The following is a 24,063-nucleotide window of genomic DNA, read 5'->3' as shown; positions in this document are numbered from 1 at the left end:
CGACTATTTGGTGAGGCCCCGCAACCCGCCCGAGATAAGGATATTCACCTCATACAAAATACGAGGTGCAGCCAGACCACCGGGGCTGGCCAGATAGTTCGGGCTCCATTCCGGGTCGAACTTCTGTTTGAAACTGCGCAGCCCTTCGAAGTGATAGAACTGCTCGCCATGCTCATAAACGAATCCTCCGATCCGGTTCCAGATTGAGGCCAGTTGCCGGTTCTCGATCCCCGAAAATGGCGCTGCACCCAGTGAGAACCATTGGAAGCCCTGCTCAGAGCCCCATGACATCATCTCGGCGAACAGCGCGTCCATGACAAAGCTGGGGCTATCGGGTTCATAGCGCATCAGGTCCAGCGATAGCTCGGATTTTTGACCGCCCTGGAACAGGTTGGCAAAGGCCACGATCCGCCCCCCTTCCTTGTCGCGCAGCACGGCGTGGTCGAAATAGGACAGGTAGGCATCGTCAAACCCACCAAGGGCAAAGCCCTTTTCCTCGCCCGCTTTCTGCGCCAGCCAGTCGTCTGAAACCTGACGCAGTTCTGGCAGGTATGGGGCCAAGTCCTCTTTCGGGATGATCTCGAACACATAGCCTTCGCGCTCGGCCCGGTTCTTGGCCTGCCGGAAGCGCTTGCGCGACTTGCCGTCCAGCGAGAAATCTTTCAGCGGCACCCGCGCGACCTCTCCTATTTTCAGGATCGACAGGCCGAGGTCCAGAAAGGTCGGCAGGTATTTGGTCGAGACGCTGTAGAACGCGCACAGCTTGCCTTCGCGATCCGCCATCTCGCGCAATTGCCAGATCAGTTGCTGCCCGGCTTTTTCATCGCCTACAGGCTCTCCCTTGGTGATCAGCGCGTTGCCGGTATCGGCATAGGCCAGAAAGGCACTGTCGTCGGGGGCGATCAGGAACTGCTTGTCCCCGGTCAGGGAAATCTGGGATTCGGTATCCTCGCTCTCCATCACCAACCGTTCGACCACCGCAGGGATCTCGGTGCGCTCCGGCACTGGAATCTCGCGCCCGAACAGAGACATCACAGCCACCACCCCAAGGATCAGCGCCACCACAAGGCTGGAGCGAAGGAATCGCGAGGCGTCACCGTTCCAGGCAAACTCCCACCACAGGGCGTTTTGGTATTCCACATGAGAATAGGCAAACAGGCCGATCCAGAAGATCACGGCCAGCAAGGCGAAAACGCTGATCAGCCAGGGGATGTTCAGGCGAAAGATCGACGCGCCGCTGACCCGATAAAACGCGTCCTTGAACGTGGCCAGCAACGCGATGGCCGCGACCATGCCAATCGCCTCATGCGTGTCCAGCCCCTTGGTCAGCGAGGCAACAAACCCCGCCACCATCAGCAGCATGGCGACGATCCACGCGCGGTAAAGCTTGCGAAACAACCCGCGCGACACCAACAGCAACAGAACTCCGATGGCGCTGCCCGCCAGATGGGACGCCTCAACAAAGGACAAGGGCAGCACATCCCGCAGAACGCCTAGTTTCTGACTACTCGCAGGCAGCGCGCCGGACAGCAGCAATATGGCCCCGGCCACGGCGGCCACGCCCGCGGCAACCATAGGCACGATCGGACGCATCAGGCGGTACACCCATGTGGCTGCACCCGTGATGTGACGCCGATGGCTGATCCCCGAGACCACAGCGATCGAGACAGCGGCGATGGCAAAAGGCAAGAACGTATAGACCAAACGATAAAGCAACAATGCCGCAATCACGTCCGAGCGCCCTGAGGCGCCCAAACCAGCGATCAGCGTCGCCTCAAAGGCGCCAATACCCCCCGGCGCATGGCTCAGTATTCCAACCGCAATCGCGCCGATATAGATCGCGAAGAAGAACGGGAAACCAACGCCCAGATCATCCGGCATCAGCACGTAGAGAGTCATCGACGCCCCGAACAGATCGCAGATGGCCGCTACGGTCAGAAGCCCGGCCAGCCGACCTCCGGGCAGGTTGAAGCCCAGCCCTCCATAAGCCAGCCTGCGCCCACCTTTAGCCAGCCAGAACAGCAGAACCGCCAGCGCGATCAGAAGCGTCACGCCGATCACAGTCTCCAGCGTTGGGCTGATCGGCAGGATTTTCGAAATCCCGTCCGGGTGCATGGTCAGCAGTGTGCCCAGCAGCAGCACCATGCCCGACCAGAACGCAATCCAAGACGTCGCAATGACACCCGCCACCCGGCTGAGGTCCAGCCCCAGCGATGCATAGATGCGATACCGGATCGCCGTCCCGGTAATGTATGAAAAACCAAGACAATTCGAGACGGCATAGCCGCAGGCCCCCGCCATCCCAGCCACCGGCAACGGCACCTCACCATCCGCCACGCTTTGCACCGCCAGAACATCATACATCGACAACGCGAGAAAGCTGAACGCCGTCCAACACAAAGCGAAGAACATCAGCTTCCACGATGTGTTCGCCACATCGGTCTGAACATCCCCCCATTTCACGTGGGCAGATAGTTCATGCAGAACAACCAGCGCGATCAATGTCACCAGAATCGGAACCGCGATCCGCACCAGCGGCTTTTCCAGAAAGCCGGTGATCTTCTCGGCCCAGCGTACAGCCCAGAGCTCTTGCTCAGTGTCCTGCGTGGTCATTCCATCCCTCTGCTCAAAGGCGTGACAATCGTCATTGGCGCGCAACAGTCGCGCAGGGGGACCTTCGCATAGTTTCGCAAAAGCGCAAAGCGTCAGAAGGGGTTACACCCGGCCTTTCCGCGTGGACAGCAACAGATTGGTCTCGGACCGGGTGATCCCCTCCATCCGGCGGATCTGGAACAGGATTGCGTCCAACTCGGCCAGCGTATCGGTTCCGATCTCTGCAATCAGATCCCAGCTTCCATTGGTGGAATGCACCGCGCGCACTTGTGGCATCGCGGCAATTCGCGACATGGTGCGTTCGGTTCCGCGCCCTTCGATTTCCAGCATCATTAACCCGCGCACCGGACTTTGCGCCACGTCACGCCGGGTGAGAACAGTAAACCCTACGATCTCGCCCGATTGCTTGAGGCGCTGCAACCGGCTGCGCACCGTTGTGCGGGTCACGCCCAACGTCTCGGCCAGCTCAGACAGAGAGGCACGGGCATCACGGTGCAAAGCGCTCAGCAGGCGATTGTCCAGATCGTCCATTGCTCATTCCCATTTCGGATGACCAGCTTTCATTTTGAACAATTTGATGGCTTTTCGCAAGTCAAAGAGAATGGCTAGATAGAAACATGACCACGGAAAACCTCATACTCGTCGGTGCCCCCATGGATGCCGGTAAACGCCGCCAAGGTTGCCGGATGGGCCCAGACGCCTATCGCGTCGCCGGGCTGAAGACGGCGCTGACAGACCTCGGCCACTCGGTTCTCGATGCCGGAGATGTCCGACCCGACCAAACCGATCTGGCGGAACACGCGCACCTTTTCGCTTTGCCGGAATGCGTCGGCTGGACCAAAGCACTGCAGCGCGCCGCGCTTGAAACAGCACCCAAAGGCGTGCCGATCTTCATGGGTGGCGATCACGCGCTGTCGATGGGCACCGTTTCGGGCATGGCCCTGCACGCTCAACAGCTGAACCGTCCCCTCTTTGTACTGTGGCTGGACGCCCACAGCGATTTCCATACCCCCGACAGCACCGATAGCGGCAACCTGCACGGCACCCCGGTCGCCTATTTCACCGGCCAATCGGGTTTCGACGCCTTTCCCAAGATCACAACCCCCGTGCCGACCGATCGCGTTGGCATGATCGGCCTGCGATCTGTAGACCCGGCCGAGCGCGCGCGCCTGGAACAGGACCGTGCTATGCTGGCCGATATGCGCAGCATCGACGAACACGGGATCAAGGCCCCGCTAATGGCCTTTCTGGATCGAGTCCGCGCCGCAAATGGCCTGCTTCATGTGTCGCTCGACGTTGATTTCCTCGACCCCTCCATCGCCCCGGCGGTCGGCACTACCGTTCCCGGCGGCGCGACCGAGCGCGAGGCGCATCTGGTGATGGAATTGCTGCACGAAAGCGGGCTGGTCTGCTCGCTCGATCTGGTCGAGCTCAACCCGTTTCTGGATGAGCGCGGCCGTACTGCAAAACTGATGGTCGATTTGGCTGCGTCGCTGATGGGGCGGCGCATCTTCGACCGCCCGACCCGGAGTTTCTGATGAACCAACCCTCAGACAAAGCCCTCGTGCCCTTTGTGTCAGTCGACAATATGATGCGCCTTGTGCACCATATCGGCCTTGAGCGCATGATCACCCAGATCGCCGCCCGCATCGAAGCAGATTTCAAGCGGTGGGAAAGTTTCGATAAAACGCCCCGTATTCCCGCTCATTCCCCCCATGGCGTGATCGAGCTGATGCCGACGTCTGATGGCGAGGCCTATGGGTTCAAATACGTAAACGGCCATCCCAAGAACACATCCGAAGGGCTTCAGACGGTCACCGCCTTCGGCCTACTTGCGGACGTCTATACCGGCTACCCTACCCTGCTGACCGAGATGACCCTGCTGACCGCCCTGCGTACCGCTGCCACATCTGCCCTGGTCGGCAGTTACCTTGCACCAAAGGGCGCCACGACCATGGCGATGATCGGCAATGGTGCACAATCCGAGTTTCAGTGCCTGGCATTCAAGGCTATGTGTGGGATTACCTCGGTACGTCTGTACGACACCGATTCCGCTGCCACCGAAAAATGTGCGGCGAACCTAAAAAACTCTGGCCTGACGGTTGTGCTGTGCAAAACGCCCGAAGACGCCATCGAGGGTGCTCAGATCATCACAACATGCACGGCCGACAAGAAATACGCGACAATCCTGACCGACAACATGGTCGGCCCTGGCGTGCACATCAACGCCATCGGCGGCGATTGCCCTGGTAAAACCGAACTGCATCGAGACATCCTGCTCCGCTCGGACATTTTTGTCGAGTACCCCGAACAAACGCGCATCGAAGGCGAAATTCAGGCGCTGAACCCCGATCATCCCGTTACTGAACTTTGGCAGGTCATGACCGGTCAAGCTGCGGGTCGCAAGGACAACCAACAAATCACCCTTTTTGACAGTGTGGGCTTCGCAATCGAGGACTTCTCGGCCCTTTGCTATATCAAATCAGCAATCGAAGGTACCGACTATTTCGAAGCTCTCGATATGCTCGCTGACCCGGACGATCCCCGAGACCTCTATGGTATGCTGATGCGGGCGAGCTAAGTAGGGGGCTCTGCACCCGCCGCCCTGCGGGCGACTCCCCTGGGATATTTGGGGCCAGATGAAGTACGGATCCGCTTTTCATCTGGCTAAAAATATCCCGGAGCGCGAGGCAGAGCCTCGCAAATTACCTGCTACCCAGCCAAGGACGGCAGATAGAGCACGATACCAGGGAACGCCACCAACAACGCGATGGTGACGGCGTCTGCGATGAAAAACGGTGTCACGCCTTTGAAAACATCCTGAACGCTCAGGTCCGGGCGGACCCCTGCAACCACAAAGCAGTTGAGCCCAATGGGTGGGGTTATCAGGCAGAACTCGGCCATTTTCACCACAAGAATACCGAACCAGATGGCGCACATCGGGCCAGACATCCCAAAGGCGCTTTCAGCCGCGCTGACGGTTTCACCGCCATTCAAGGCCATTACTGCGGGGTAGACCACCGGTAACGTCAGCAGCAGCATCCCGATGGCGTCCATGAACATGCCCAGAACCGCGTAAGCCAGCAGGATGCAGATCAGGATCAGCATTGGCGACATCTCAAGCGATGTGATCCAGTCCGAGAATGCCCCGGGCAGATCCGCGAACCCGAGGAACCGAACATAGATCAGAACCCCCCAGATGATCGAGAAGATCATGGCCGTCAGCTTTGCTGTTTCCAGCAGGGCCGATTTCAGCTCGGTCCAGCGCATTCCGTGAAACAGCGCAAAACAAAAGACGATAAAGGCTCCGATCGCGCCGCCTTCGGTGGGGGTGCCCCAGGCCTTGTCGCCAAAAGGGTTGTAGACGAAGCAGATGATGATGAGGATCACGGCGACGATTGGGAACGCACCGGGCAGTGCCGCAAAGCGCTGCTTCCAAGTGAACCCAGTAACGGGTGGACCAACTGATTTGAAGATCACGGCGATGCCAACGATCAGCAGACCGTAAATGACCGCTGAAAATGCGCCGGGGATGAAACCGGCCAACAGCAGTTTGCCGACATCCTGTTCAACGATGATCGCATAGATCACCAGAATCGCAGATGGCGGGATCAGCGAGGCCAGTGTTCCGCCAGCAGCGACGACGCCGGCCGCGAATTGTTTATTGTATCCGACCTTCAGCATCTCGGGGATGGCGATGCGCGCAAACACGGCAGAAGTGGCGACCGAAGCGCCCGACACTGCCGCAAAGCCAGCCGTGGCGAAGACGGTGGACACCGCCAACCCGCCGGGCACCCAGGCGACCCAGCGTTTGGCAGCTTCAAATAGCGCTCGGGTCAGACCTGCATAGTAGGCAAGATAGCCAATCAGGATAAAGGTCGGGATCAGGCTGAGCGTATGGGCCGCAACCTTGGAATGAGGCACCTGCCCCGCCGTTTTGACAGCCACGGTCAGTGCTTTGCCAAAGCGGTCGGGATCGTAGCCGAACTTGGCCCAGAAAATCCAGACCAGCCCAACCAAACCTGCCAAACCTGCCGCAAAGGCCACGCGCATTCCAGTGATGACCAGAACCAGAAGGCCACCTGTAACCCACAGGCCGATATCAATCGTGTCCATTTAGTCCTGCCCTTCGAATTGCTCGGCCTCGGCAGCCGCCTGGGCGGCGACATCCTGTATCAGCGGCACGGCCACTGGTTTCTCCAGCCCTAAGACAAAGGCGCGGCCATAACCCCAGATTTGCAAGATCAGCCGCAAGCAAAGCACCGAGAAAGCAACCGGAGCCAACAGTTTGGCAGGCCAGAGCGGAATACCGATGTCGATTGAGCTGTCACGGCTCCACAACGGTGCGCCAAAATCGAACGAGCGGTCGAAGTGGGACCAGCTGCCCCAGACAAGGGCTAGCATCAGAACAAGGATCAATACGACCGAGATCAGTTCGAACAGCCACAGCGCCCGCCCGTGCAGGCGCGAGATGACGATATCCATTCGGATGTGCCCGCCATCCCGCTGGACAAAGGAAATGCCAAGGAACGCGATCAGTGGCATGGCCTGTTCGATCCAGTCCACATAGCCAGGCAAAGGTGCGTTGAACGCGTTACGCCCGCTAACCGATACCACGGCCAAAACCATCAGCCCAAATACAGCTATCCCACTGATCAGGGCAAGGAACCGTTCCAATCGCAATAATTGATGATCCAGACGGCTGAGACAACTGCCATCCTCAAGCACCGTGGCCTGTCCTGCCATGCCGGTGATCCCCTATTGTCTTTATGGGTGTCCGGGCGCCGATGAGGCACCCGGACGATACGATCAGTTGCCGCCGCGCTGTTGTTTCAGCGTGGCCTGAACCAGATCATAGAGGTCCTGCGCAGGCAGACCTTGGGCCGACATGTCCGCTATCCACTGCTCGCGGATCGGATCTGCTGCCTTGGTGCGGAACTCTTCGATCACCGCCTCGTCGATTTCGACCTTTGCGACGCCCTTCTCGGACAGGACGCTGTCCCACTGTTCCAGCAGGCCGCCATAATTGGCGAGGTAGTGGTCAATCGCCTCATCAATCGAGCTGTTCAGCGCCTCGCGGTGCTCGGCAGGCAGCGCTTCATAAGCGTCGATATTCACTACCACCGGGCAGTTGACCGTACCGGGGTTGAGGTTTGCGGTCCACCAATCGGCCTCGTTTATGGTGCCGAAGGACAGGTGAGCATGTTGGGCAAAGGCCACCGTGTCGACAACGCCTGATTCCATCGCATTGAACGCCTCGGTCGCGGGAACCGAGGTAGGGACACCGCCAACCGCTTCGAATGCCTGACCCAGACCACCGGTGGCGCGCACGCGCATGCCGTCGAAATCTGCCAGCTTGTCACGCGGATCGCCGGTGCCGACCAGATTATACTGCGGCATGGGCGAGGTCATGATGATGCGCGCGTTCCACTGTGCCATCTCATCTTTCACCGCCGGGTGATCGTAAACAGCGTGGCTGACGGCCACCTCTTCTTCCAGGTTGTTCACCCCGAGGAACGGAAGCTCCAGCACCGTGATGGCCCGGTTCTTGTCGCGATGATAGCCCGCGCAAAATTGCGCCATCTCGAACGCGCCGATCTCAATCCCATCGAGATTCTCGCGCGGTTTGGACAGGCCGCCATAGCTGACATTGATGGTGAACTCGCCATTAGTCTTTTCACTGACCAACTCGGCCAGTTTTTCAACGTGCTCAGTAAAGGCGCGGCGTTTACCCCAGACCGAAGCGCTCCATTCGGTTGCTGCGGCCTCAGACACGAAGGCGACGGTCAAAGCGGCAACAGCCGCACCGCTCAGCATCTTTTTCATTGTGATCTCTCCCTTTTTTGCGCCCCTTCCCCAGGGCGCTTGCAAGCAAAGCTAGCGCCAACATCTTAAAGTGCCAACCCCCAGAGCGGGACGCGTGCCCGTGTTCCTCGGTTCCGTTTGGCGCTAACAACTAAAAGATGAGTTTCAAATACCTATTGCCTATGGATCAGAAGCCAGCTGTCACGCTTTTCACTTGTTACAATCAACTATATGTTTCTATTTTATTTTTCATCCATTTTACAAATTTGTTTTCTAATTTGATAGGAATCAAGAAATTTATTTACAAACTAATCCTTAGTTTTCTGTAATTTATTCCCTTGTTTTCAGTTCTCCGTATTATTCGGTACGGGGAGGATGCGGGTCGACATTGCCAAATCAGCAGGCAAAATCGAGCCCGTCAATTTCAGTCCTAGAGGGAGGAGCCTCAGAATGACAACCGCTGCCCAGGCAGATGCCAAAGCTTATCCGCCAACTGCAGAAACCGTTGCGCGTGCACATGTCGATGCTGACAAATATTCCGAGATGTACGCAGCCTCCGTCAACGACCCTGTCGCCTTTTGGGGCGAGCAGGGAAAGCGTGTCGACTGGATCAAACCGTTCACGCAGGTCAAGGATGTCAGCTATGATTTCGGTTCGGTTGGCATCAACTGGTATGCCGATGGTACGTTGAACGTTTCGGCCAACTGCCTGGATCGCCATCTTGAAACACGCGGCGATCAGACCGCCATCATCTGGGAACCGGATGATCCAAACGACGCGGCTCAGCACATCACCTATGCCGAGTTGCACCGCCGCACCTGCCGGATGGCCAACATTCTGGAATCCTTGGGCGTGCGCAAAGGCGACCGCGTTGTCATCTACCTGCCGATGATCCCCGAAGCAGCCTATGCCATGTTGGCCTGCGCCCGTATTGGCGCCATCCACTCGATTGTTTTTGCGGGATTTTCTCCGGACGCATTGGCAGCGCGGATCAATGGGTGCGACGCCAAGGTTGTCATCACCGCGGATGAAGCCCCGCGCGGTGGCCGCAAAACCCCTCTGAAATCCAATGCGGATGCGGCATTGCTGCATTGCAAGGACACCGTCAAATGTCTGGTCGTCAAGCGCACCAATGGTCAAACCACTTGGATTGCCGATCGCGACTATGACTACAACGAAATGGCGCTTGAGGCAGACGATTATTGCGCCCCGGCTGAGATGAATGCCGAGGATCCTCTGTTCATCCTCTACACCTCCGGGTCGACCGGTCAGCCCAAGGGCGTCGTGCATACAACCGGCGGCTATCTTGTCTATGCCGCGCTGACTCACGAGGTCACGTTCGACTACCACGAGGGCGACATCTATTGGTGTACGGCGGATGTGGGCTGGGTCACGGGCCACAGCTATATCGTATATGGCCCGCTGGCCAACGGTGCGACGACGCTGATGTTCGAAGGCGTGCCCACCTATCCCGACGCCGGTCGTTTCTGGGAGGTGTGCGCCAAGCACAAGGTTAATCAGTTCTACACCGCCCCTACCGCGATCCGTGCCCTGATGGGTCAGGGCAATGAGTTCGTTGAAAAGCACGACCTCAGCGATCTGTGTCTGCTGGGCACTGTGGGTGAGCCGATCAACCCAGAGGCGTGGAACTGGTACAATGATGTTGTCGGCAAGGGCAGATGCCCCATCGTTGACACCTGGTGGCAGACCGAAACCGGCGGCCACATGATGACCCCCCTGCCCGGCGCACATGCGACCAAGCCCGGCTCGGCGATGAAACCCTTCTTTGGCGTGCAGCCCGTGGTGCTGGATCCGCAATCCGGTGTCGAAATCAACGGCAACGGCGTTGAGGGTGTTTTGTGCATCAAGGACAGCTGGCCCGGTCAGATGCGCACCGTCTGGGGCGACCATGAACGGTTCGAGAAGACCTATTTCTCGGACTACAAAGGCTACTACTTCACCGGCGACGGTTGCCGTCGGGACGAAGATGGCGATTACTGGATCACAGGCCGCGTCGATGACGTTATCAACGTCTCGGGCCACCGTATGGGCACGGCCGAGGTCGAAAGTGCGCTGGTGGCACATGCGGCCGTGGCCGAGGCCGCCGTGGTGGGCTACCCACATGAAATCAAAGGGCAAGGCATCTATTGCTACGTCACCTTGATGAATGATCGTGAACCTTCAGATGAGCTGCTGAAAGAGCTGCGCACCTGGGTACGGACCGAGATCGGGCCGATTGCCTCGCCGGACGTAATTCAATGGGCGCCGGGCCTTCCGAAGACGCGCTCGGGCAAGATCATGCGTCGCATCCTGCGCAAGATCGCCGAGAATGACTTTGGCTCTCTGGGCGACACCTCGACACTCGCCGATCCGTCGGTCGTCGAAGACCTGATCGAAAACCGGGCGAATAAGTGAGGGAATGATGGACGCTGCCGTTACCACCTCCCCCGCTGTTCTGATCCTTCTCGGCCCTCCGGGCGCCGGGAAGGGCACGCAGGCTCGGATGCTGGAAGATAAATTCGGTCTGGTTCAGCTCAGCACCGGCGACTTGCTGCGTGAGGCCGTTGCCGCAGGCACCGACGCAGGTAAAGCCGCCAAAGCCGTGATGGAAGCGGGCGATCTGGTCAGCGACGAGATCGTCATCGCCATCCTGCGCGACCGAATGGCCAAGCCGGATTGCCAGAAAGGGGTAATCCTTGATGGTTTCCCCCGCACCACCGTTCAGGCCAAGGCGCTGGACGGGCTGCTGGCCACATCGGATCAAAAGATCAGCGCCGCGATTAGTCTTGAGGTTCAGGACGCCGAAATGGTCGCGCGCATTTCGGGCCGTTACACCTGCGCCATGTGTGGTGAAGGCTATCACGACACGTTCAAAGTGCCTGCTGTTGAAGGCAAATGCGACAATTGCGGCGGCACCGAGTTCAAGCGTCGCGCGGATGACAACGCCGAAACCGTTGCGTCGCGCCTGACTGCATATCACGCGCAGACAGCACCGCTGATTGACTACTACCAAGCCCAAGGCGTGCTGCAAGGCATTGATGCCATGGGCCAAATCGACGCCATCGCCAACGACCTGCAAGGGCTTGTGCGCGGGGTCATGAGTTAAGGGGAGGAGATAAGCCCAAACCGGGCTTTGATCCTTAAAACAGAATACTTCAATGGACCCGCCTTGGCGGACCAGAGAAGTTTTGCCGGACGTCACGGGGCGTTTGGCACATTCGAGAAGCGGTCCAACGCACTGGAGGAGTTGGGCAACGGGCCGCCAACGAGGTAGCGAAGGAGGAACCCGCAATGGCGGATAACACCACAAACTCCGCGCAGACTGCCGAGGCCGATAAGGGCTATTGGCAGGCCAACCTGCGTCTCATCTACATCAGCCTCGCGATCTGGGCGCTGGTGTCTTTTGGATTCGGCATTCTGCTGCGTCCGCTGCTGTCCGGCATCTCGGTTGGCGGCACCGATCTGGGCTTTTGGTTTGCCCAGCAGGGATCGATCCTGGTCTTTTTGGTGCTGATCTTCAACTACGCCTGGCGCATGAACAAGCTGGACGCCGAACACGGCGTGGAAGAAGACTAAGGGAGAGCGGGGATTATGGATCAGTTTACCATCAACCTGCTGTTTGTTGGCGCGTCCTTTGCGCTATACATCGGCATCGCGATCTGGGCCCGTGCGGGGTCCACATCTGAATTCTACGCCGCCGGTCGCGGCGTTCACCCGGTCACCAACGGTATGGCGACAGCGGCGGACTGGATGTCTGCGGCTTCGTTCATCTCGATGGCAGGCCTGATTGCCTTCACCGGCTATGACAACTCGACCTTCCTGATGGGTTGGACCGGTGGCTACGTGCTGCTGGCTCTGCTGCTTGCCCCTTACCTGCGTAAGTTTGGCAAGTTCACCGTTTCGGAATTCATCGGCGACCGCTTCTACAGCCAGACGGCCCGTATCGTTGCGGTGATCTGTCTGATCGTTGCGTCCGTGACCTACGTGATTGGTCAGATGACCGGCGTTGGCGTGGCCTTTGGCCGCTTCCTTGAGGTGTCCAACACCTCGGGTCTGCTGATCGGTGCAGCTGTCGTGTTCGCATATGCGGTGTTTGGTGGGATGAAAGGCGTGACCTACACTCAGGTCGCTCAGTACTGCGTGCTGATCACTGCCTATACCATCCCGGCAATCTTCATCTCGCTGCAACTGACCGGCACGCCTGTTCCGGCGCTGGGTCTGTTTGGTGACACTGCAAGTGGTGAACCCCTGCTGACCAAGCTGGATGCCATCGTGACCGAGCTGGGTTTCAATGAATACACCACCCACCACTCGAACACGCTGAACATGGTGCTGTTCACCCTGTCGCTGATGATCGGTACTGCGGGTCTGCCCCACGTCATCATGCGCTTCTTCACCGTACCGAAAGTGTCTGACGCACGTTGGTCCGCTGGCTGGGCGTTGGTCTTCATCGCGCTGCTGTACCTGACCGCTCCTGCTGTTGGTGCCATGGCCCGTTTGAACATCAGTGAAATGATGTGGCCGAATGGTGGCATCGAAGGTGGCGCTGTTTCGGTTGAACAGATCGACAATGACGCGCGCTATGACTGGATGGCCACGTGGCAGAAAACCGGTCTGCTGGACTGGGAAGACAAGAACGGCGACGGCAAAATCCAGTACTACAATGACAAGTCGGACGCTCTGAACGCGATTGCAGAAGAAAAAGGCTGGGCGGGCAACGAACTGACCAAGTTCAACCGTGACATCCTGGTTCTGGCCAACCCCGAGATCGCCAACCTGCCAGGTTGGGTGATCGGTCTAGTCGCTGCCGGCGGTCTTGCCGCTGCTCTGTCGACCGCTGCGGGCCTGCTGCTCGCAATCTCGTCGGCTGTGTCTCACGACCTGATCAAGGGCGCGATCAACCCGCAGATCTCGGAAAAAGGCGAGCTTCTGTCGGCGCGGATCGCAATGGCAGTCGCCATCGCCGTGGCAACCTGGCTGGGTCTTAACCCTCCGGGCTTCGCGGCGCAGACGGTGGCATTGGCCTTCGGTCTTGCAGCGGCCTCGATCTTCCCGGCGCTGATGATGGGGATCTTCTCGACCCGCATCAACAACACCGGCGCGGTCGCGGGTATGCTGGCTGGTCTGGTCGTCACCTTGGTCTACATTTTCCTGCACAAGGGCTGGCTGTTCATTCCGGGCACCAACTCGTTCACCGATGCTGACCCGCTGCTGGGTCCGATCAAGTCGACCTCGTTCGGCGCGATCGGTGCCATGGTCAACTTTGCCGTCGCCTACTTTGTAGCCGGCGCGACCAAGGAGACCCCGCAGGAGATCAAAGATATGGTCGAAAGCATCCGCATTCCCCGTGGCGCGGGTGCAGCTCAGGATCACTGAGCCCTGATGCGGCCCATTGGCCCATTGCCAAAGGCCGCGTCTTTCGACTGACTACTCCCGCCCGGCACACCACCGGGCGGGATTTTTCAACCCGAAACCGAGGAGTAGCCCATGCCCCTGTCCCATGACGAGATCACCCGGTTTCTGAAATCCGTCCATCCCTATGACGCCCTGCCCCACGACCTGCTGGATTCTGTCGCGCAACAGATCGAGGTCTGGGAGGTCGAAGAGGATTCTCCGATCTATGAGCTGGGCCATACCCTGCCCGGCGTCTTTGTGATTTACGAGGGACAGGTTGAGATCAAGGATGAGAACGACGCCGTGGTCTCTCATCTGGGATTGCGCAATTCCTTTGGCGAACGGGGCCTGTTGAAGGACGGCAAGGCGCTCACCAAGGCCAAAACGCACGCGCCTTCAGTACTGTTGGTTCTGCCGTCTGATCTGGTGCGCGCATTGATTGACGGGCATTCGGTTGTCGCAAAGTTCTTTAACCGCACCCGTGATGCGCGCCAGGGCCCGCAAAGTCTGGCGACAAGCGCCATCGACGTGCTGATGGCACACAACCCTGCCACCTGCCCGCCGGACACTCTGGTCCGTGAAGCTGCACAGGTGATGCGGGACAAACATATCTCATCACTTTGTGTAACCGAGGGGGGCGCGCTTCGCGGGATCGCCACGTTGCGCGATATCTCGGGTAAGTTCGTGGCCGATGGGATGCCCGGCGACACCCCCATTTCAGCCATCATGACCGCCGATCCCATCACCCTGTCCCCATCCGATATCGGGTCAGACGTTCTGCACATCATGATGGAGCGCGGCATTGGCCATATCCCGATTTCCGAAGGCGGTCGTCTGGTCGGTATAGTGACGCAGACCGACCTGACCCATTATCAGGCCGTCAACTCTGCCGAACTGGTCCGGCGGATCGCGTCGGCGCAGACGGCCCAGCAGATGGCCGACGTGACCGATGAAATCCCGCAGCTTCTGGTACAGCTCGTCGCCGCCGGGAACCGGCATGAGATCGTCACGCGCCTGATCACCGATATCGCGGACACGGCTACAAGGCGGTTGCTGGCGCTGGCTGAGGCCAAGCTTGGACCCCCGCCTGTGCCCTATCTGTGGCTGGCTTGCGGATCGCAAGGTCGACAAGAACAGACAGGAGTGTCGGATCAAGACAATTGCCTGATGCTGGATGACAGCGTGTCCGAAGTGGACATGTCCTATTTCCACGCGCTGGCCAAATTCGTCTCAGATGGGCTGGACACTTGTGGGTATTTCTATTGCCCCGGCGACATGATGGCGACGAACCCGCGCTGGTGCCAGCCGGTGCGCGTCTGGCGCGATTATTTCAAGGGCTGGATCGCCAAGCCTGACCCTGAGGCGCAGATGCTGGCTTCGGTCATGTTCGACCTGCGCCCTATCGGCGGCGCTTTCCACCTGTTCGACGACCTGCAAGCCGATACGCTGGCTGCGGCGCGATCGAACTCGATCTTCGTGGCGCATATGATCTCGAACTCACTGAAACACACACCACCTCTGGGCCTTCTACGCGGCTTTGCCACCATCCGGTCGGGTGAGCACCGCAACACGCTGGATTTAAAACATAACGGCGTTGTGCCAGTGGTTGATCTGGCGCGGATTTACAGCCTGCAAGGCAAACTGCCGGAGGCCAACACCCGCGCGCGGCTGAAAGCGGCAGGATCGGCAGGTATCCTCAGTGCGTCCGGCGCGCGGGATCTGCTGGACGCCTATGACCTGATCGCTGAAACAAGGCTGGAACATCAGGTGCGTCTTGTGAAAGGCGACAAGAAACCGGATAACTTCCTGCCGCCATCGGACCTGTCTGACTTTGAGCGAAGTCATCTACGCGACGCGTTTGTCGTGATAAAAACGATGCAATCAGCGGTTGGCCACGGAAAAGGAATGCTGGGGTAAACCGGCTGGAAATGGGAGAGACAGAATGTTCCTCGAACTGATCGCCACCATCTTTGCAGGCATTGCATTCGCCGGCGTGGTGATGGTGATAAACAAATTTACCGGCGGTCGTCTGCCCAAATGGGTCGCGCCGGTCGCTGCAGGGCTTGGGATGATCGGAATGACGATCTCGAGCGAGTATTCGTGGTACGACCGCACCAAAGACACACTGCCCGACGGGATGACCGTGGTGCAAGAGGTCGAAAGCCGCGCGCTATACCGTCCCTGGACCTATGCGGTACCCTTCGTGAACCGGTTTGCGGCGATTGACACCGTCTCGGTCCGCACAAACGAACAAGTGCCGGAACAGCGGCTGGTTGACCTCTATTTCTTTGGCCGCTGGGCACCTATTTCTGTAGTGCCCGTGGCGGTCGATTGCGCGCAAAACCTGCGCGCCAATCTGGCCGACGGGGCCGAGTTCGGGGCCGATGGGCAGCTTGTGAATGCCGATTGGATCTCTGGCACAACCGACGACCCCATCATCGAGGCCACCTGCGGAGTGTAACATGCTGACCCGGCTAAGCCTGCGCCTGCGTATCTTCCTGTTCTTCTGCCTGCTGGCCGTTGGCGGAGTAGTCGTCAGCGCACTGGCACTGTGGATCAGTTACCGCCGCGTGGCCGACCCGGACCTGATCAACGCGTTCATTTTTGCTGAAATCATCATGGGTTTCGGCTTCGTTGCACTGATCGTTGCCGTCTGGCTTTTGTTCGATGACAACGTCGCCAAACCGATCGAGCGTCTGTCAGCGGAACTGCGGGCGCGTGCTCATGCGGGTGTCAGCTCGGACATGGACATGCAGGCCGCGCGCTATCTGGGCGATCTGGCCCCTGCGGCTGCAGGTCTAGCTGATCAGCTTTCAGAAAAGACCCTGAGTGTGGCCGAAGCCGTCGCCGCCGAAACCGCACATTTGGCCGCTGAAAAGCAACGATTGACCGCTTTGCTGACTGATATCCCGGTGGCCATGCTGCTGGCCAGTCCGACCCATAAGATCGTTCTTTATGATGGACAGGCGGCCGAGGTTCTGGCTCAGATTTCACATCCCCGCCTGAACGCGGCACTGTCGGAATATTTTCAACCTGAACCGCTGGAAAATGCCTATACCAAACTGGTCAAAACCGGGCTCGAGGTCAGCTGCACGCTGACAAGCACCGACGGCACCCAGTCATTTGCGACCCGCATGAAGCCCTTAGGCGATGCGCCCGGATACATGCTGATATTCGATGACAGCGTCGCCAATATCGCGCCCGAAGCCTCACGCCCGCTGGTCTATGATTTCGCACTGATGAACTCGGAAGCCAACCGCGCGCTTGAGACGCTGGAACTGCGAGACCTGTGTTTTGTCGTCTTCGACACCGAGACCACAGGTCTATTGCCGCACAAGGATGAGATCGTGCAAATCGGCGCTGTTCGGGTGGTGAATGGTCGGATCATTGAAGGCGAACAGTTGGATATGCTGGTTGATCCGGAGATGCCAATCCCGCCGGCCTCGACCAAGGTGCATAAAGTGACGAATGCCATGGTCCAGGATGCGCCCAAGATTGCCGAGGCAGGCCGCGTGTTCCATCAATTCGCGCGGGACGCCGTGATCGTGGCCCACAATGCGCCCTTCGACATGGCCTTTTTGCGCCGCCATGCCAACCAGATGAGCGTCGCATGGGATCACCCCATTCTGGACACGGTCTTGCTGTCCGCCGTGCTGTTCGGGGCCAGCGACAAACACACACTGGACGCGCTGTGTGAGAGGCTGGATATCACCATTCCGGACGCTTTGCGTCACACCGCCTTGGGCGACGCCGTCGCCACGGCTGAGGCTCTGGTTCGTATGCTGCCCATGTTACAAGCGCGCGGCATGAACACGTTCGGTGCGGTTATCGAGGCGACGCGTCAGCATGGGCGCTTGCTGGAAGACCTGAACTAAGCTGGAAAATATATCGGTTAAACACAGCTTTTCGTGGACAATCCCACCGGGTCGTGGCACCTGAGGCCCGGCCACTGAACGAGCGCGCAATGACGGAAACGACCTTTACCCCTACCCCGGATCAAAGCACCGCCTTCCGCGAGGCGTTGGGCTGTTTCGGAACTGGCGTTACCGTAGTCACCACCCACACCGCATTGGGGCCCCGTGCGATCACGGTGAACTCGTTCTCCTCGGTCTCGCTGGACCCGCCTTTGGTGTTGTGGTGTCTGGCAAAGGATTCCAACCGGTTCGGTGCGTTTCATGACTGCCAGCACTATTCAATCCACGTTATGGCGCAAGATCAGCAGGATCAGGCGCTGAAATTCGCCCGTGACGGCGCGGATTTTTCCCACGCGGATTGGGCGCCGGATCACGCCAACCGCCCGCAACTGTCGAATTGCCTTGCCCGCTTTGACTGCCAACTTCACGCCCGGTACGAGGCCGGAGACCACCTGATCCTGATCGGAGAGGTCGAAAAAGTCATGTATCGCACCGGAAAAGGATTGATTTTCAAACGCGGTCAATTTGGCGGTTTTGCTGACCTGATTTAGTTTATTTTATGTATTCACTTATTGCGATCTAATATCGTACAACCCCGTACAATGATTGGAAGCAAGAAGAAAATCGTCTTTGTCCACATCCCCAAAACCGGCGGAAGTTCGGTTGCATGGGCGTTGCGAAAAGAATTTGACCGACCAAATCCCCTTCAGCGGTCGCTCAAAAGCCTCGACAAGAGGACTCTAAATACTGGGCTTTACCCAAAGTCGAAATTCCAACCTCTTCCAGTCCATGCGAAGGCGACAGACTACGTCCAGCATTTGGGTGACAGATATTGGGCAATGCATTCGCTCGCCTTTGTTCGGAACCCGTTCGACCTCCAGATTTCGTTGTTCAGCTATATACAGCAGACCGATATTCACCCCTTGCATAACGCGATTAAGGACATCAGTTTTCGAGAGTTTATTATAGAGTATTGTGGGACCGAATGTTCGCCAAACTGTCAATCGTCGTATGTGTTGGACCCGCAGGACCGCTGCATCGTCGGTACTGTTGGGCGTTTGGAAAACCTAAACGCTGATTTCCGGTCTTTTTGCTCCGAGATCGGCGTAAACGCGACATTGGACCATGAAAACAAGTCCAAGCGATCACGTAGAATCGCCGAGTACTACGACCCGGAACTAACAGAAATGGTCATCAATGCGTTTCGCCCGGATTTCGATTTGTTAGGTTACAGCACCGATCCGCATGACTTGTCCTATGCGCAGATGAAACTGGCCCAGCACCCTAGACTGCAACCGCATTTGTCAGTCGTCTAGCGAGCCATGCACGGCCAACGCCTCAAGCTGGGTTTCCTGCGGGGTGATGATGCGGAAAGCCTCATGCACACCGGTCTCGGATAGTTCACGGGCAACGGTCAGCAGGGTGTTGGGCGCATGTTCTTCGCACAACTCGGACATATGGGTGATCTCTGATTGTGCCACGCCCAAGGCGGCTTCGACCGAAGGTGCGCCATAGAACTGCACGAAATGCTCGGCCAGGTTCTGCGCAATCTGGTCGATCTCGGAGGCTTCCACCTGCGTCACGGCCACGAATGTCACCCGGCCAAAGGTCTCAACGCCCAACCAACCGTTCGAGAACGCCTGCCGGGCCTTGCCCTCAAGATCGCCCTCGCCCCAGTTCGAAAACTCGAACCCGCCCGAGATACACCACTCGCCCGTGCGGGCCGGGGAATGAAATACGTTCATGTCGCTTTCGTCGAAATGGATCGCGCGGGCCAGTTTCATCTTTAGTTCTCCAGTAGATCCGTCAAGGGGCGCAGGGTTGTTTCGGCACCGTCGCGGATCAGCATTCCGAACCGTTCGTCGGCGCCCAGAAAGACACCTGTGTCATAGGGTTCGCCCACCCCGCGTAGCAGCCCCATCCATTCGGCGTGTAGCGGCGCATTTCCGTCTTCTTGCCAGCGGTTGAGCCATGTCAGCATGTGCCGCGACCAGCTTTCGACCAGTTGAGTCGGCGATACCTCGGCGCAGCCTTCGTCATAAAGCGCTGTGATATCAGGATTTTCGCCAGGCGCTTCGCTGGTTTGTATCAGCGCCAGTTCCCAGCCCACGATCAGCCAGTCGGGTTCGGCCTCGGGCACGGCAGCCGAGGCCGCGACCTGAAACATCCCGCACTTGGCCCCGTTCACACAGATCGGACCATCCCAGTCCAGATGCACCGCAACCTCGGGCGGTGCAAGGGCGCCAAGGGCGTTTTGAAAGCCCACGGCGCACAGAGGCAGCATCGCCATCGCGTCCTGAAGCGGAACCTCAGGTGCAAAGACGATTGCCACACGCAGGCGGTCCGCCTGAATGTTGTAGACCACCGTTCCCGCGTCGCAGCCCAACGCGGCCATGGCTTGCGCGCGCTGAAACGGGTCCTCGCCGCCCTGCACCGGGTGGCCTGCAAGCAGCGGAGGGAACACGGGTTCCGTCATGCGTTGCCCTTGGCAATCATGTCGCGGGCGATTTTGCGGAACGCGTCGGCCTGCGGGCTGTCGGGTTTGCTGACCACGATGGGCGCACCGCCATCAGCGGCCACGCGAATGTCCAGATGCAGAGGGATTTCCCCCAGCAGCGGAACACCCAGCGATTCAGCCTCGGACGCCACACCGCCATGGCCGAACACATGTTCCTCATGCCCGCAATTCGAGCAGATATGCGTGGACATGTTCTCGATCATGCCAACAATCGGCGTTTTCAATTGGTTGAACATGTCGATTCCCTTACGGGCATCGATCAGGGCCACGTCCTGCGGGGTCGAGACAACGATTGCGCCGTCTACCTGGAACTTTTGGCTCAGCGTTAGTTGCACGTCGCCGGTGCCGGGCGGAAGGTCAACGATCAGCACATCCAGCGCGCCCCACTGCACCTGGTTCATCATCTGCTGCAACGCGCCCATTAGCATCGGGCCGCGCCAGACAACCGCCTGCCCTTCATTGGTCATCAGCCCCATCGACATCATGGTAACGCCGTGGTTGCGCAGCGGCAGGATCGTCTTGCCATCGGGGCTGGCCGGACGACCCGAGACGCCCAGCATCCGAGGCTGCGACGGGCCATACACATCGGCATCCAACAGACCCACGCGCCGCCCCTCGGCAGCCAGCGCACAGGCAAGGTTCGCGGATACGGTCGATTTACCGACCCCGCCCTTGCCCGAGGCCACGGCGATGATCCGATCCACACCGGCCACCGGCTGAGGGCCGGTCTGCGCCGGTTTCGGCTTGGGTTTCAGATCTGGCGGTGCCTTGTCGGAATGCGCGGTCAGCATGGCCGAAACCTTGGCCACGCCATCTACCATTTGCGCCGCCTGCTCAGCCGTCGCGCGCACCGGCTCCATCTTGTCGGCGTACTTGGGATCGATCTCCATCACAAAGCGAACGGCGTCGCCTTCGACGTTCAGAGCGCGCACGATACCAGCGCTGACAATGTCCTGACCCGACACCGGATCAGTGATCTTCTTGAGGTTCGCCAAAACCGCGTCACGAACACTCATGCCTGTAACCCTTTGATTTTCCCAACCATGTGGCTGCTGTTCATTGCATGTGTCTCCGTCTCATTCTGTTTATTTGACGCAATTGGGGCGCTGCCGCTAGGCTGACCCCATGCGCGTACTCCTTTTGTGCCTGAGCCTGACGCTCACCGCCACCCCCTCTTGGTCGCAAGAGGCGCTCGGGCTGGCTGCCCCGCCCGAAGTTGCCGACTCTGGCCTGTTGCAACATATTCTTCCCCGCTTCTCTCTCAAGACCGGGATACGGGTTATTGCCGATGACACGGGCGTTTTGGTGTTGGAAAACGGCCCTCCGGGTGATCCGGTCTTTGCCCGCGATGGGGTGATATACCACCTGCGCATCGGGGACGACACCAAACACGAACGGTTCCGCGACTGGCTGCTGTCGGATATCGGCAAACGCACGGTCGAAGGGTTTGCCCCCGACAATGGCACGCCGTTTTCGGCCGAGTTCGAGATCGCCGCCGTGCAGGAAGAAACCGTGATCGACGGCGATGCGCTGTTGGGCGAGGAACTGTCGATGACCCATTGCGGGCGATGCCACGTGATCGGCCCGCAAAACCGCATGAACGGGCTGGGCTCGACGCCATCCTTTGCCGTACTGCGTGCGATGCCGGACTGGTCGGAACGGTTCGAGGCGTTTTTTGCCCTGAACCCGCATCCGGCCTTTACCCAGATCGACGGGCTGACACCGCCCTTCGACCCGGAACGCCCCTCGCCCATTCATCCGGTCGAGATAACGCTGGACGAGCTGGACGCGATATTGGCCTTTGTCTCGGTCATTCGCGCCGCTGATCTGGGCGCTCCGCTGCAACTTCAGTGATCCTTCCTTTTTGAGAAGTAGTCCTCGGTCGTGACCACCTTGGGGCGCGGCGCGGATTGGAACGGATTGTCCTGATGTTGAAACTGCGCGTTCACTCGGCAATTGTCGCACATCTGGATCATCCGCGCCTGCTCCGAGGTGGCGAACATTGGATGCGTGCCCGACAGCTTCTCCATGATCCGTTCGACCGTAGATTTAACGCCGAACAGCGCGCCGCATTCGACGCAGGCAAAGGGCTCTTCCTCGTTCAACACCTGCTGAGACAAGGCGGCATCGCTCAGGTCCAGTTGCGGGACCAGCGTGATCGCGTCCTCGGGGCAGATTGTTCGGCACATGCCGCATTGCAAACAAGCATCCTGCTGGAAGTTCAGCTGCGGCATATCCGGGTTGTCGATCAGCGCCCCCGACGGGCAGAGCGACACGCAACTCAGACACAGCGTGCAACTGTCTGTATTCACCGCCACCGCTCCGTAAGGCGCATCTTCGGGCAATGGCAGCGGAGCATCGGCCTGAGGATTAAGCACCTGCGCGGCCAAGCGTGCGATTTGACGCCGATTTCCCAAGGGTAGCACCGTGTCGGCCAAAGGTGCTGGAACATCCTGACCATATAGCTGATCGGACGTAGCGTCCGGGTCCGCTTCATCAATCAGGCCCAGCTTGCCCACGCCTGCGATGGCCTCGGCCAATGCCAGTTCCCTGTCCAATGCATCCCGCTCGGTCGTTGGAGTCAGCAACACATCCACTCGAGCAAATCCATGGGCCAGCGCGGCCAGCATTTCGGAATGGCCAAAGCCCGAGATCACGTTTAGTTCCAATGGGATGACTTCGGCAGGCAGACCGCGACCAAAGCGGGCGGACAGTCGGATCATTTCAGCCCCGTGGGCATCATGAACCAGCAACCGGGGCGCTTGTCCCTCGGCCCGTCGATAAGTGCGCGCCAGAATGTGCATCCGGGACAAAAGTGCTGCAACCGGCGGGTCTTCGTAGGTGATCGCCGTCGAGGGGCAAACCGCCGCGCATTCTCCGCATCCGGCGCAGATCATAGGGTCGATTGACACGTGTTCGCCCGCAGAGGTGATCGCACCGGTTGGGCAGATGTCCAGGCAGTTAGAACACCCTACCTGTTCGGCGCGGGAATGGGCGCAGAGGGTTTCCTCCATCCGAACATAAAGCGGTTTTTCAAAGGTGCCGACCAGTTGCGCCGCTTCAAAGGCCAGACGCTCCACAGCGACGGTATCCTTGGGATCGGCCCTCAGATACCCTTCGCGCTTGGCGGGGGCCTGCACGAAAGGCGTGTCACCGGTCAGGTCCAGAACGATATCGCAGGATGAGCCCGCCCCGTCGCGCGGTTCCGACCATGCAAAGGCTCCGCGTCCGCCGGGTTCTAACTGTTGCAGCGCATCCAGCCGCAGGGAAAATCCACCCAAAGCACCGGTCAGCGACCGAACACGCCCGCGCACCACATCGTAGGCCCGCGACATCGGCTCGCTATCGTCGGTGCTGAGGACCGTGACGGCCAAGGTCGACGACAGACGCTCGGCCAGATCAAACGCAACTGCACCGGGGCCGATGATAAAACACGTGCCTTCGCTGACGACATCCACGCTGGGCGTGATCGGCTGCGGCAACAGCGCCTCGGCAGCCAGCGCTGCCATCTTGGGGGCGGCATCAGCGCCCTCATCCGACCATCCCGCGCGGTCTCGTAGATCGACGAAACCCGGGGCCTCGACCCCAAGCTCTTCGGCCAGGTTGCGAAAGACTTCCTGCTCTTGTCCACAGGCGACAATCACGTCACCGTCCTGCATAAACTTCGCAGCTGTCTCCAATTCGCGCGTACAAAGCGCCGTGTGGACCTTGGAACATGTCGCATCGCAAGCGGACGCAATCTTGTCTGCGTCCACGCGCTGAGTGCCCGCGCAGTCGCATAATAGTAGTTTGGTGCTCATATCCCCTCCCCGGATGTCG

Annotated in this window: 21 protein-coding genes; 12 read left to right on the top strand and 9 right to left on the bottom strand. The window is 59.0% G+C overall.

Features of this window, described 5'->3' with window-relative positions; translation table 11 throughout:
* Positions 1–3: 3 nt before the first annotated feature.
* The gene (gene mprF, locus AC2FJ6_RS08620; RefSeq protein WP_170769502.1) at positions 4–2,613 is read right to left on the bottom strand and encodes a bifunctional lysylphosphatidylglycerol flippase/synthetase MprF; all 2,610 of its coding nucleotides are present in this window, start codon (positions 2,611–2,613) and stop codon (positions 4–6) included.
* A 102-nt stretch (positions 2,614–2,715) separates the two neighbouring features.
* Positions 2,716–3,144, bottom strand: a complete 429-nt coding sequence (locus AC2FJ6_RS08615; protein WP_170769501.1) for an Lrp/AsnC family transcriptional regulator — start codon at positions 3,142–3,144, stop codon at positions 2,716–2,718.
* A gap of 86 nt (positions 3,145–3,230) precedes the next feature.
* Between AC2FJ6_RS08615 and rocF the strand changes: the two genes are divergently transcribed.
* Together rocF and ocd are read left to right on the top strand one after the other, a co-directional pair.
* Positions 3,231–4,151, top strand: a complete 921-nt coding sequence (rocF, locus tag AC2FJ6_RS08610) for an arginase (RefSeq protein ID WP_170769500.1) — start codon at positions 3,231–3,233, stop codon at positions 4,149–4,151.
* Positions 4,151–5,194, top strand: coding sequence for an ornithine cyclodeaminase (gene ocd / locus AC2FJ6_RS08605; RefSeq protein WP_170769499.1), 1,044 nt, complete (start codon positions 4,151–4,153; stop codon positions 5,192–5,194). Before rocF ends, ocd begins: the two co-directional genes overlap by 1 nt.
* A 131-nt stretch (positions 5,195–5,325) precedes the next feature.
* Here the strand turns inward: ocd and AC2FJ6_RS08600 are convergent, their stop codons facing one another.
* The 3 genes from AC2FJ6_RS08600 to dctP all read right to left on the bottom strand — a co-directional run bounded on the left by AC2FJ6_RS08600 (position 5,326) and on the right by dctP (position 8,439).
* Positions 5,326–6,729: a TRAP transporter large permease gene (locus tag AC2FJ6_RS08600; RefSeq protein WP_170769498.1), complete on the bottom strand. Its 1,404-nt coding sequence runs from the start codon at positions 6,727–6,729 to the stop codon at positions 5,326–5,328.
* Positions 6,730–7,359 (bottom strand): TRAP transporter small permease subunit, encoded by a 630-nt coding sequence (locus AC2FJ6_RS08595; protein ID WP_170769497.1) that lies wholly within the window; start codon positions 7,357–7,359, stop codon positions 6,730–6,732.
* Between the two features lie 63 nt (positions 7,360–7,422).
* Entirely contained in the window at positions 7,423–8,439 is a 1,017-nt protein-coding gene (gene dctP, locus AC2FJ6_RS08590; protein ID WP_496668820.1) for a TRAP transporter substrate-binding protein DctP, read from the bottom strand.
* Between the two features lie 429 nt (positions 8,440–8,868).
* Here dctP and acs point away from each other — a divergent pair, with 429 nt between their 5' ends.
* The 9 genes from acs to AC2FJ6_RS08545 all read left to right on the top strand — a co-directional run bounded on the left by acs (position 8,869) and on the right by AC2FJ6_RS08545 (position 19,042).
* Positions 8,869–10,833 (top strand): acetate--CoA ligase, encoded by a 1,965-nt coding sequence (gene acs, locus AC2FJ6_RS08585; protein ID WP_170769495.1) that lies wholly within the window; start codon positions 8,869–8,871, stop codon positions 10,831–10,833.
* Positions 10,834–10,840: 7 nt separating this feature from the next.
* Positions 10,841–11,524, top strand: coding sequence for an adenylate kinase (locus tag AC2FJ6_RS08580; RefSeq protein ID WP_170784511.1), 684 nt, complete (start codon positions 10,841–10,843; stop codon positions 11,522–11,524).
* Positions 11,525–11,709: 185 nt separating this feature from the next.
* Positions 11,710–11,994 (top strand): DUF4212 domain-containing protein, encoded by a 285-nt coding sequence (locus tag AC2FJ6_RS08575; RefSeq protein ID WP_170769493.1) that lies wholly within the window; start codon positions 11,710–11,712, stop codon positions 11,992–11,994.
* Between the two features lie 15 nt (positions 11,995–12,009).
* Entirely contained in the window at positions 12,010–13,794 is a 1,785-nt protein-coding gene (locus AC2FJ6_RS08570) for a sodium:solute symporter family protein (RefSeq protein WP_496668818.1), read from the top strand.
* 111 nt (positions 13,795–13,905) lie between these two features.
* Positions 13,906–15,729 carry a DUF294 nucleotidyltransferase-like domain-containing protein gene (locus AC2FJ6_RS08565; RefSeq protein ID WP_170769491.1) on the top strand — a complete coding sequence of 608 codons (1,824 nt, stop codon included), beginning with the start codon at positions 13,906–13,908 and terminating at the stop codon, positions 15,727–15,729.
* Between the two features lie 25 nt (positions 15,730–15,754).
* Complete coding sequence (locus AC2FJ6_RS08560) at positions 15,755–16,273, top strand: hypothetical protein (RefSeq protein WP_170769490.1); 519 nt, start codon at positions 15,755–15,757, stop codon at positions 16,271–16,273.
* 1 nt (position 16,274) lies between these two features.
* The gene (locus tag AC2FJ6_RS08555) at positions 16,275–17,687 is read left to right on the top strand and encodes a 3'-5' exonuclease (RefSeq protein ID WP_170769489.1); all 1,413 of its coding nucleotides are present in this window, start codon (positions 16,275–16,277) and stop codon (positions 17,685–17,687) included.
* Positions 17,688–17,776: 89 nt separating this feature from the next.
* Positions 17,777–18,277, top strand: coding sequence for a flavin reductase family protein (locus AC2FJ6_RS08550; RefSeq protein WP_170769488.1), 501 nt, complete (start codon positions 17,777–17,779; stop codon positions 18,275–18,277).
* Between the two features lie 51 nt (positions 18,278–18,328).
* The gene (locus AC2FJ6_RS08545; RefSeq protein ID WP_170769487.1) at positions 18,329–19,042 is read left to right on the top strand and encodes a sulfotransferase family 2 domain-containing protein; all 714 of its coding nucleotides are present in this window, start codon (positions 18,329–18,331) and stop codon (positions 19,040–19,042) included.
* On the opposite strand, the gene AC2FJ6_RS08540 is transcribed toward AC2FJ6_RS08545, so the two are convergent.
* From AC2FJ6_RS08540 to AC2FJ6_RS08530, 3 genes are read right to left on the bottom strand one after another with little or no spacing between them, the layout of a single operon-like run.
* Positions 19,031–19,510 (bottom strand): DUF6505 family protein, encoded by a 480-nt coding sequence (locus AC2FJ6_RS08540; RefSeq protein ID WP_170769486.1) that lies wholly within the window; start codon positions 19,508–19,510, stop codon positions 19,031–19,033. The two genes, AC2FJ6_RS08545 and AC2FJ6_RS08540, sit on opposite strands and share 12 nt — an antisense overlap.
* A gap of 2 nt (positions 19,511–19,512) precedes the next feature.
* On the bottom strand, positions 19,513–20,202 hold the full coding sequence (locus tag AC2FJ6_RS08535) for a biotin/lipoate--protein ligase family protein (protein ID WP_170769485.1): 690 nt from the start codon (positions 20,200–20,202) through the stop codon (positions 19,513–19,515).
* Entirely contained in the window at positions 20,199–21,260 is a 1,062-nt protein-coding gene (locus AC2FJ6_RS08530; RefSeq protein WP_480874915.1) for an Mrp/NBP35 family ATP-binding protein, read from the bottom strand. The genes AC2FJ6_RS08535 and AC2FJ6_RS08530 overlap by 4 nt, the downstream gene beginning before the upstream one ends.
* A gap of 109 nt (positions 21,261–21,369) precedes the next feature.
* Between AC2FJ6_RS08530 and AC2FJ6_RS08525 the strand changes: the two genes are divergently transcribed.
* On the top strand, positions 21,370–22,098 hold the full coding sequence (locus AC2FJ6_RS08525) for a c-type cytochrome (RefSeq protein WP_170769483.1): 729 nt from the start codon (positions 21,370–21,372) through the stop codon (positions 22,096–22,098).
* On the opposite strand, the gene AC2FJ6_RS08520 is transcribed toward AC2FJ6_RS08525, so the two are convergent.
* Positions 22,092–24,044 carry a 4Fe-4S binding protein gene (locus AC2FJ6_RS08520; protein WP_496668816.1) on the bottom strand — a complete coding sequence of 651 codons (1,953 nt, stop codon included), beginning with the start codon at positions 24,042–24,044 and terminating at the stop codon, positions 22,092–22,094. The genes AC2FJ6_RS08525 and AC2FJ6_RS08520 overlap by 7 nt on opposite strands.
* Between the last annotated feature and the right edge of the window lie 19 nt (positions 24,045–24,063).

The sequence above is a fragment of the Ruegeria sp. CDSA089 genome, assembly GCF_059612205.1.
This window is presented reverse-complemented; position numbering and strand designations above follow the sequence as displayed.

Excerpts from the sequence above, each read along its gene's own strand:
- mprF (WP_170769502.1), bottom strand. The coding sequence starts at position 2,613 with ATGACCACGCAGGACACTGAGCAAGAGCTCTGGGCTGTACGCTGGGCC.
- AC2FJ6_RS08615 (WP_170769501.1), bottom strand. The coding sequence starts at position 3,144 with ATGGACGATCTGGACAATCGCCTGCTGAGCGCTTTGCACCGTGATGCC.
- rocF (WP_170769500.1), top strand. The coding sequence starts at position 3,231 with ATGACCACGGAAAACCTCATACTCGTCGGTGCCCCCATGGATGCCGGT.
- ocd (WP_170769499.1), top strand. The coding sequence starts at position 4,151 with ATGAACCAACCCTCAGACAAAGCCCTCGTGCCCTTTGTGTCAGTCGAC.
- AC2FJ6_RS08600 (WP_170769498.1), bottom strand. The coding sequence starts at position 6,729 with ATGGACACGATTGATATCGGCCTGTGGGTTACAGGTGGCCTTCTGGTT.
- AC2FJ6_RS08595 (WP_170769497.1), bottom strand. The coding sequence starts at position 7,359 with ATGGCAGGACAGGCCACGGTGCTTGAGGATGGCAGTTGTCTCAGCCGT.
- dctP (WP_496668820.1), bottom strand. The coding sequence starts at position 8,439 with ATGAAAAAGATGCTGAGCGGTGCGGCTGTTGCCGCTTTGACCGTCGCC.
- acs (WP_170769495.1), top strand. The coding sequence starts at position 8,869 with ATGACAACCGCTGCCCAGGCAGATGCCAAAGCTTATCCGCCAACTGCA.
- AC2FJ6_RS08580 (WP_170784511.1), top strand. The coding sequence starts at position 10,841 with ATGGACGCTGCCGTTACCACCTCCCCCGCTGTTCTGATCCTTCTCGGC.
- AC2FJ6_RS08575 (WP_170769493.1), top strand. The coding sequence starts at position 11,710 with ATGGCGGATAACACCACAAACTCCGCGCAGACTGCCGAGGCCGATAAG.
- AC2FJ6_RS08570 (WP_496668818.1), top strand. The coding sequence starts at position 12,010 with ATGGATCAGTTTACCATCAACCTGCTGTTTGTTGGCGCGTCCTTTGCG.
- AC2FJ6_RS08565 (WP_170769491.1), top strand. The coding sequence starts at position 13,906 with ATGCCCCTGTCCCATGACGAGATCACCCGGTTTCTGAAATCCGTCCAT.
- AC2FJ6_RS08560 (WP_170769490.1), top strand. The coding sequence starts at position 15,755 with ATGTTCCTCGAACTGATCGCCACCATCTTTGCAGGCATTGCATTCGCC.
- AC2FJ6_RS08555 (WP_170769489.1), top strand. The coding sequence starts at position 16,275 with ATGCTGACCCGGCTAAGCCTGCGCCTGCGTATCTTCCTGTTCTTCTGC.
- AC2FJ6_RS08550 (WP_170769488.1), top strand. The coding sequence starts at position 17,777 with ATGACGGAAACGACCTTTACCCCTACCCCGGATCAAAGCACCGCCTTC.
- AC2FJ6_RS08545 (WP_170769487.1), top strand. The coding sequence starts at position 18,329 with ATGATTGGAAGCAAGAAGAAAATCGTCTTTGTCCACATCCCCAAAACC.
- AC2FJ6_RS08540 (WP_170769486.1), bottom strand. The coding sequence starts at position 19,510 with ATGAAACTGGCCCGCGCGATCCATTTCGACGAAAGCGACATGAACGTA.
- AC2FJ6_RS08535 (WP_170769485.1), bottom strand. The coding sequence starts at position 20,202 with ATGACGGAACCCGTGTTCCCTCCGCTGCTTGCAGGCCACCCGGTGCAG.
- AC2FJ6_RS08530 (WP_480874915.1), bottom strand. The coding sequence starts at position 21,260 with ATGAGTGTTCGTGACGCGGTTTTGGCGAACCTCAAGAAGATCACTGAT.
- AC2FJ6_RS08525 (WP_170769483.1), top strand. The coding sequence starts at position 21,370 with ATGCGCGTACTCCTTTTGTGCCTGAGCCTGACGCTCACCGCCACCCCC.
- AC2FJ6_RS08520 (WP_496668816.1), bottom strand. The coding sequence starts at position 24,044 with ATGAGCACCAAACTACTATTATGCGACTGCGCGGGCACTCAGCGCGTG.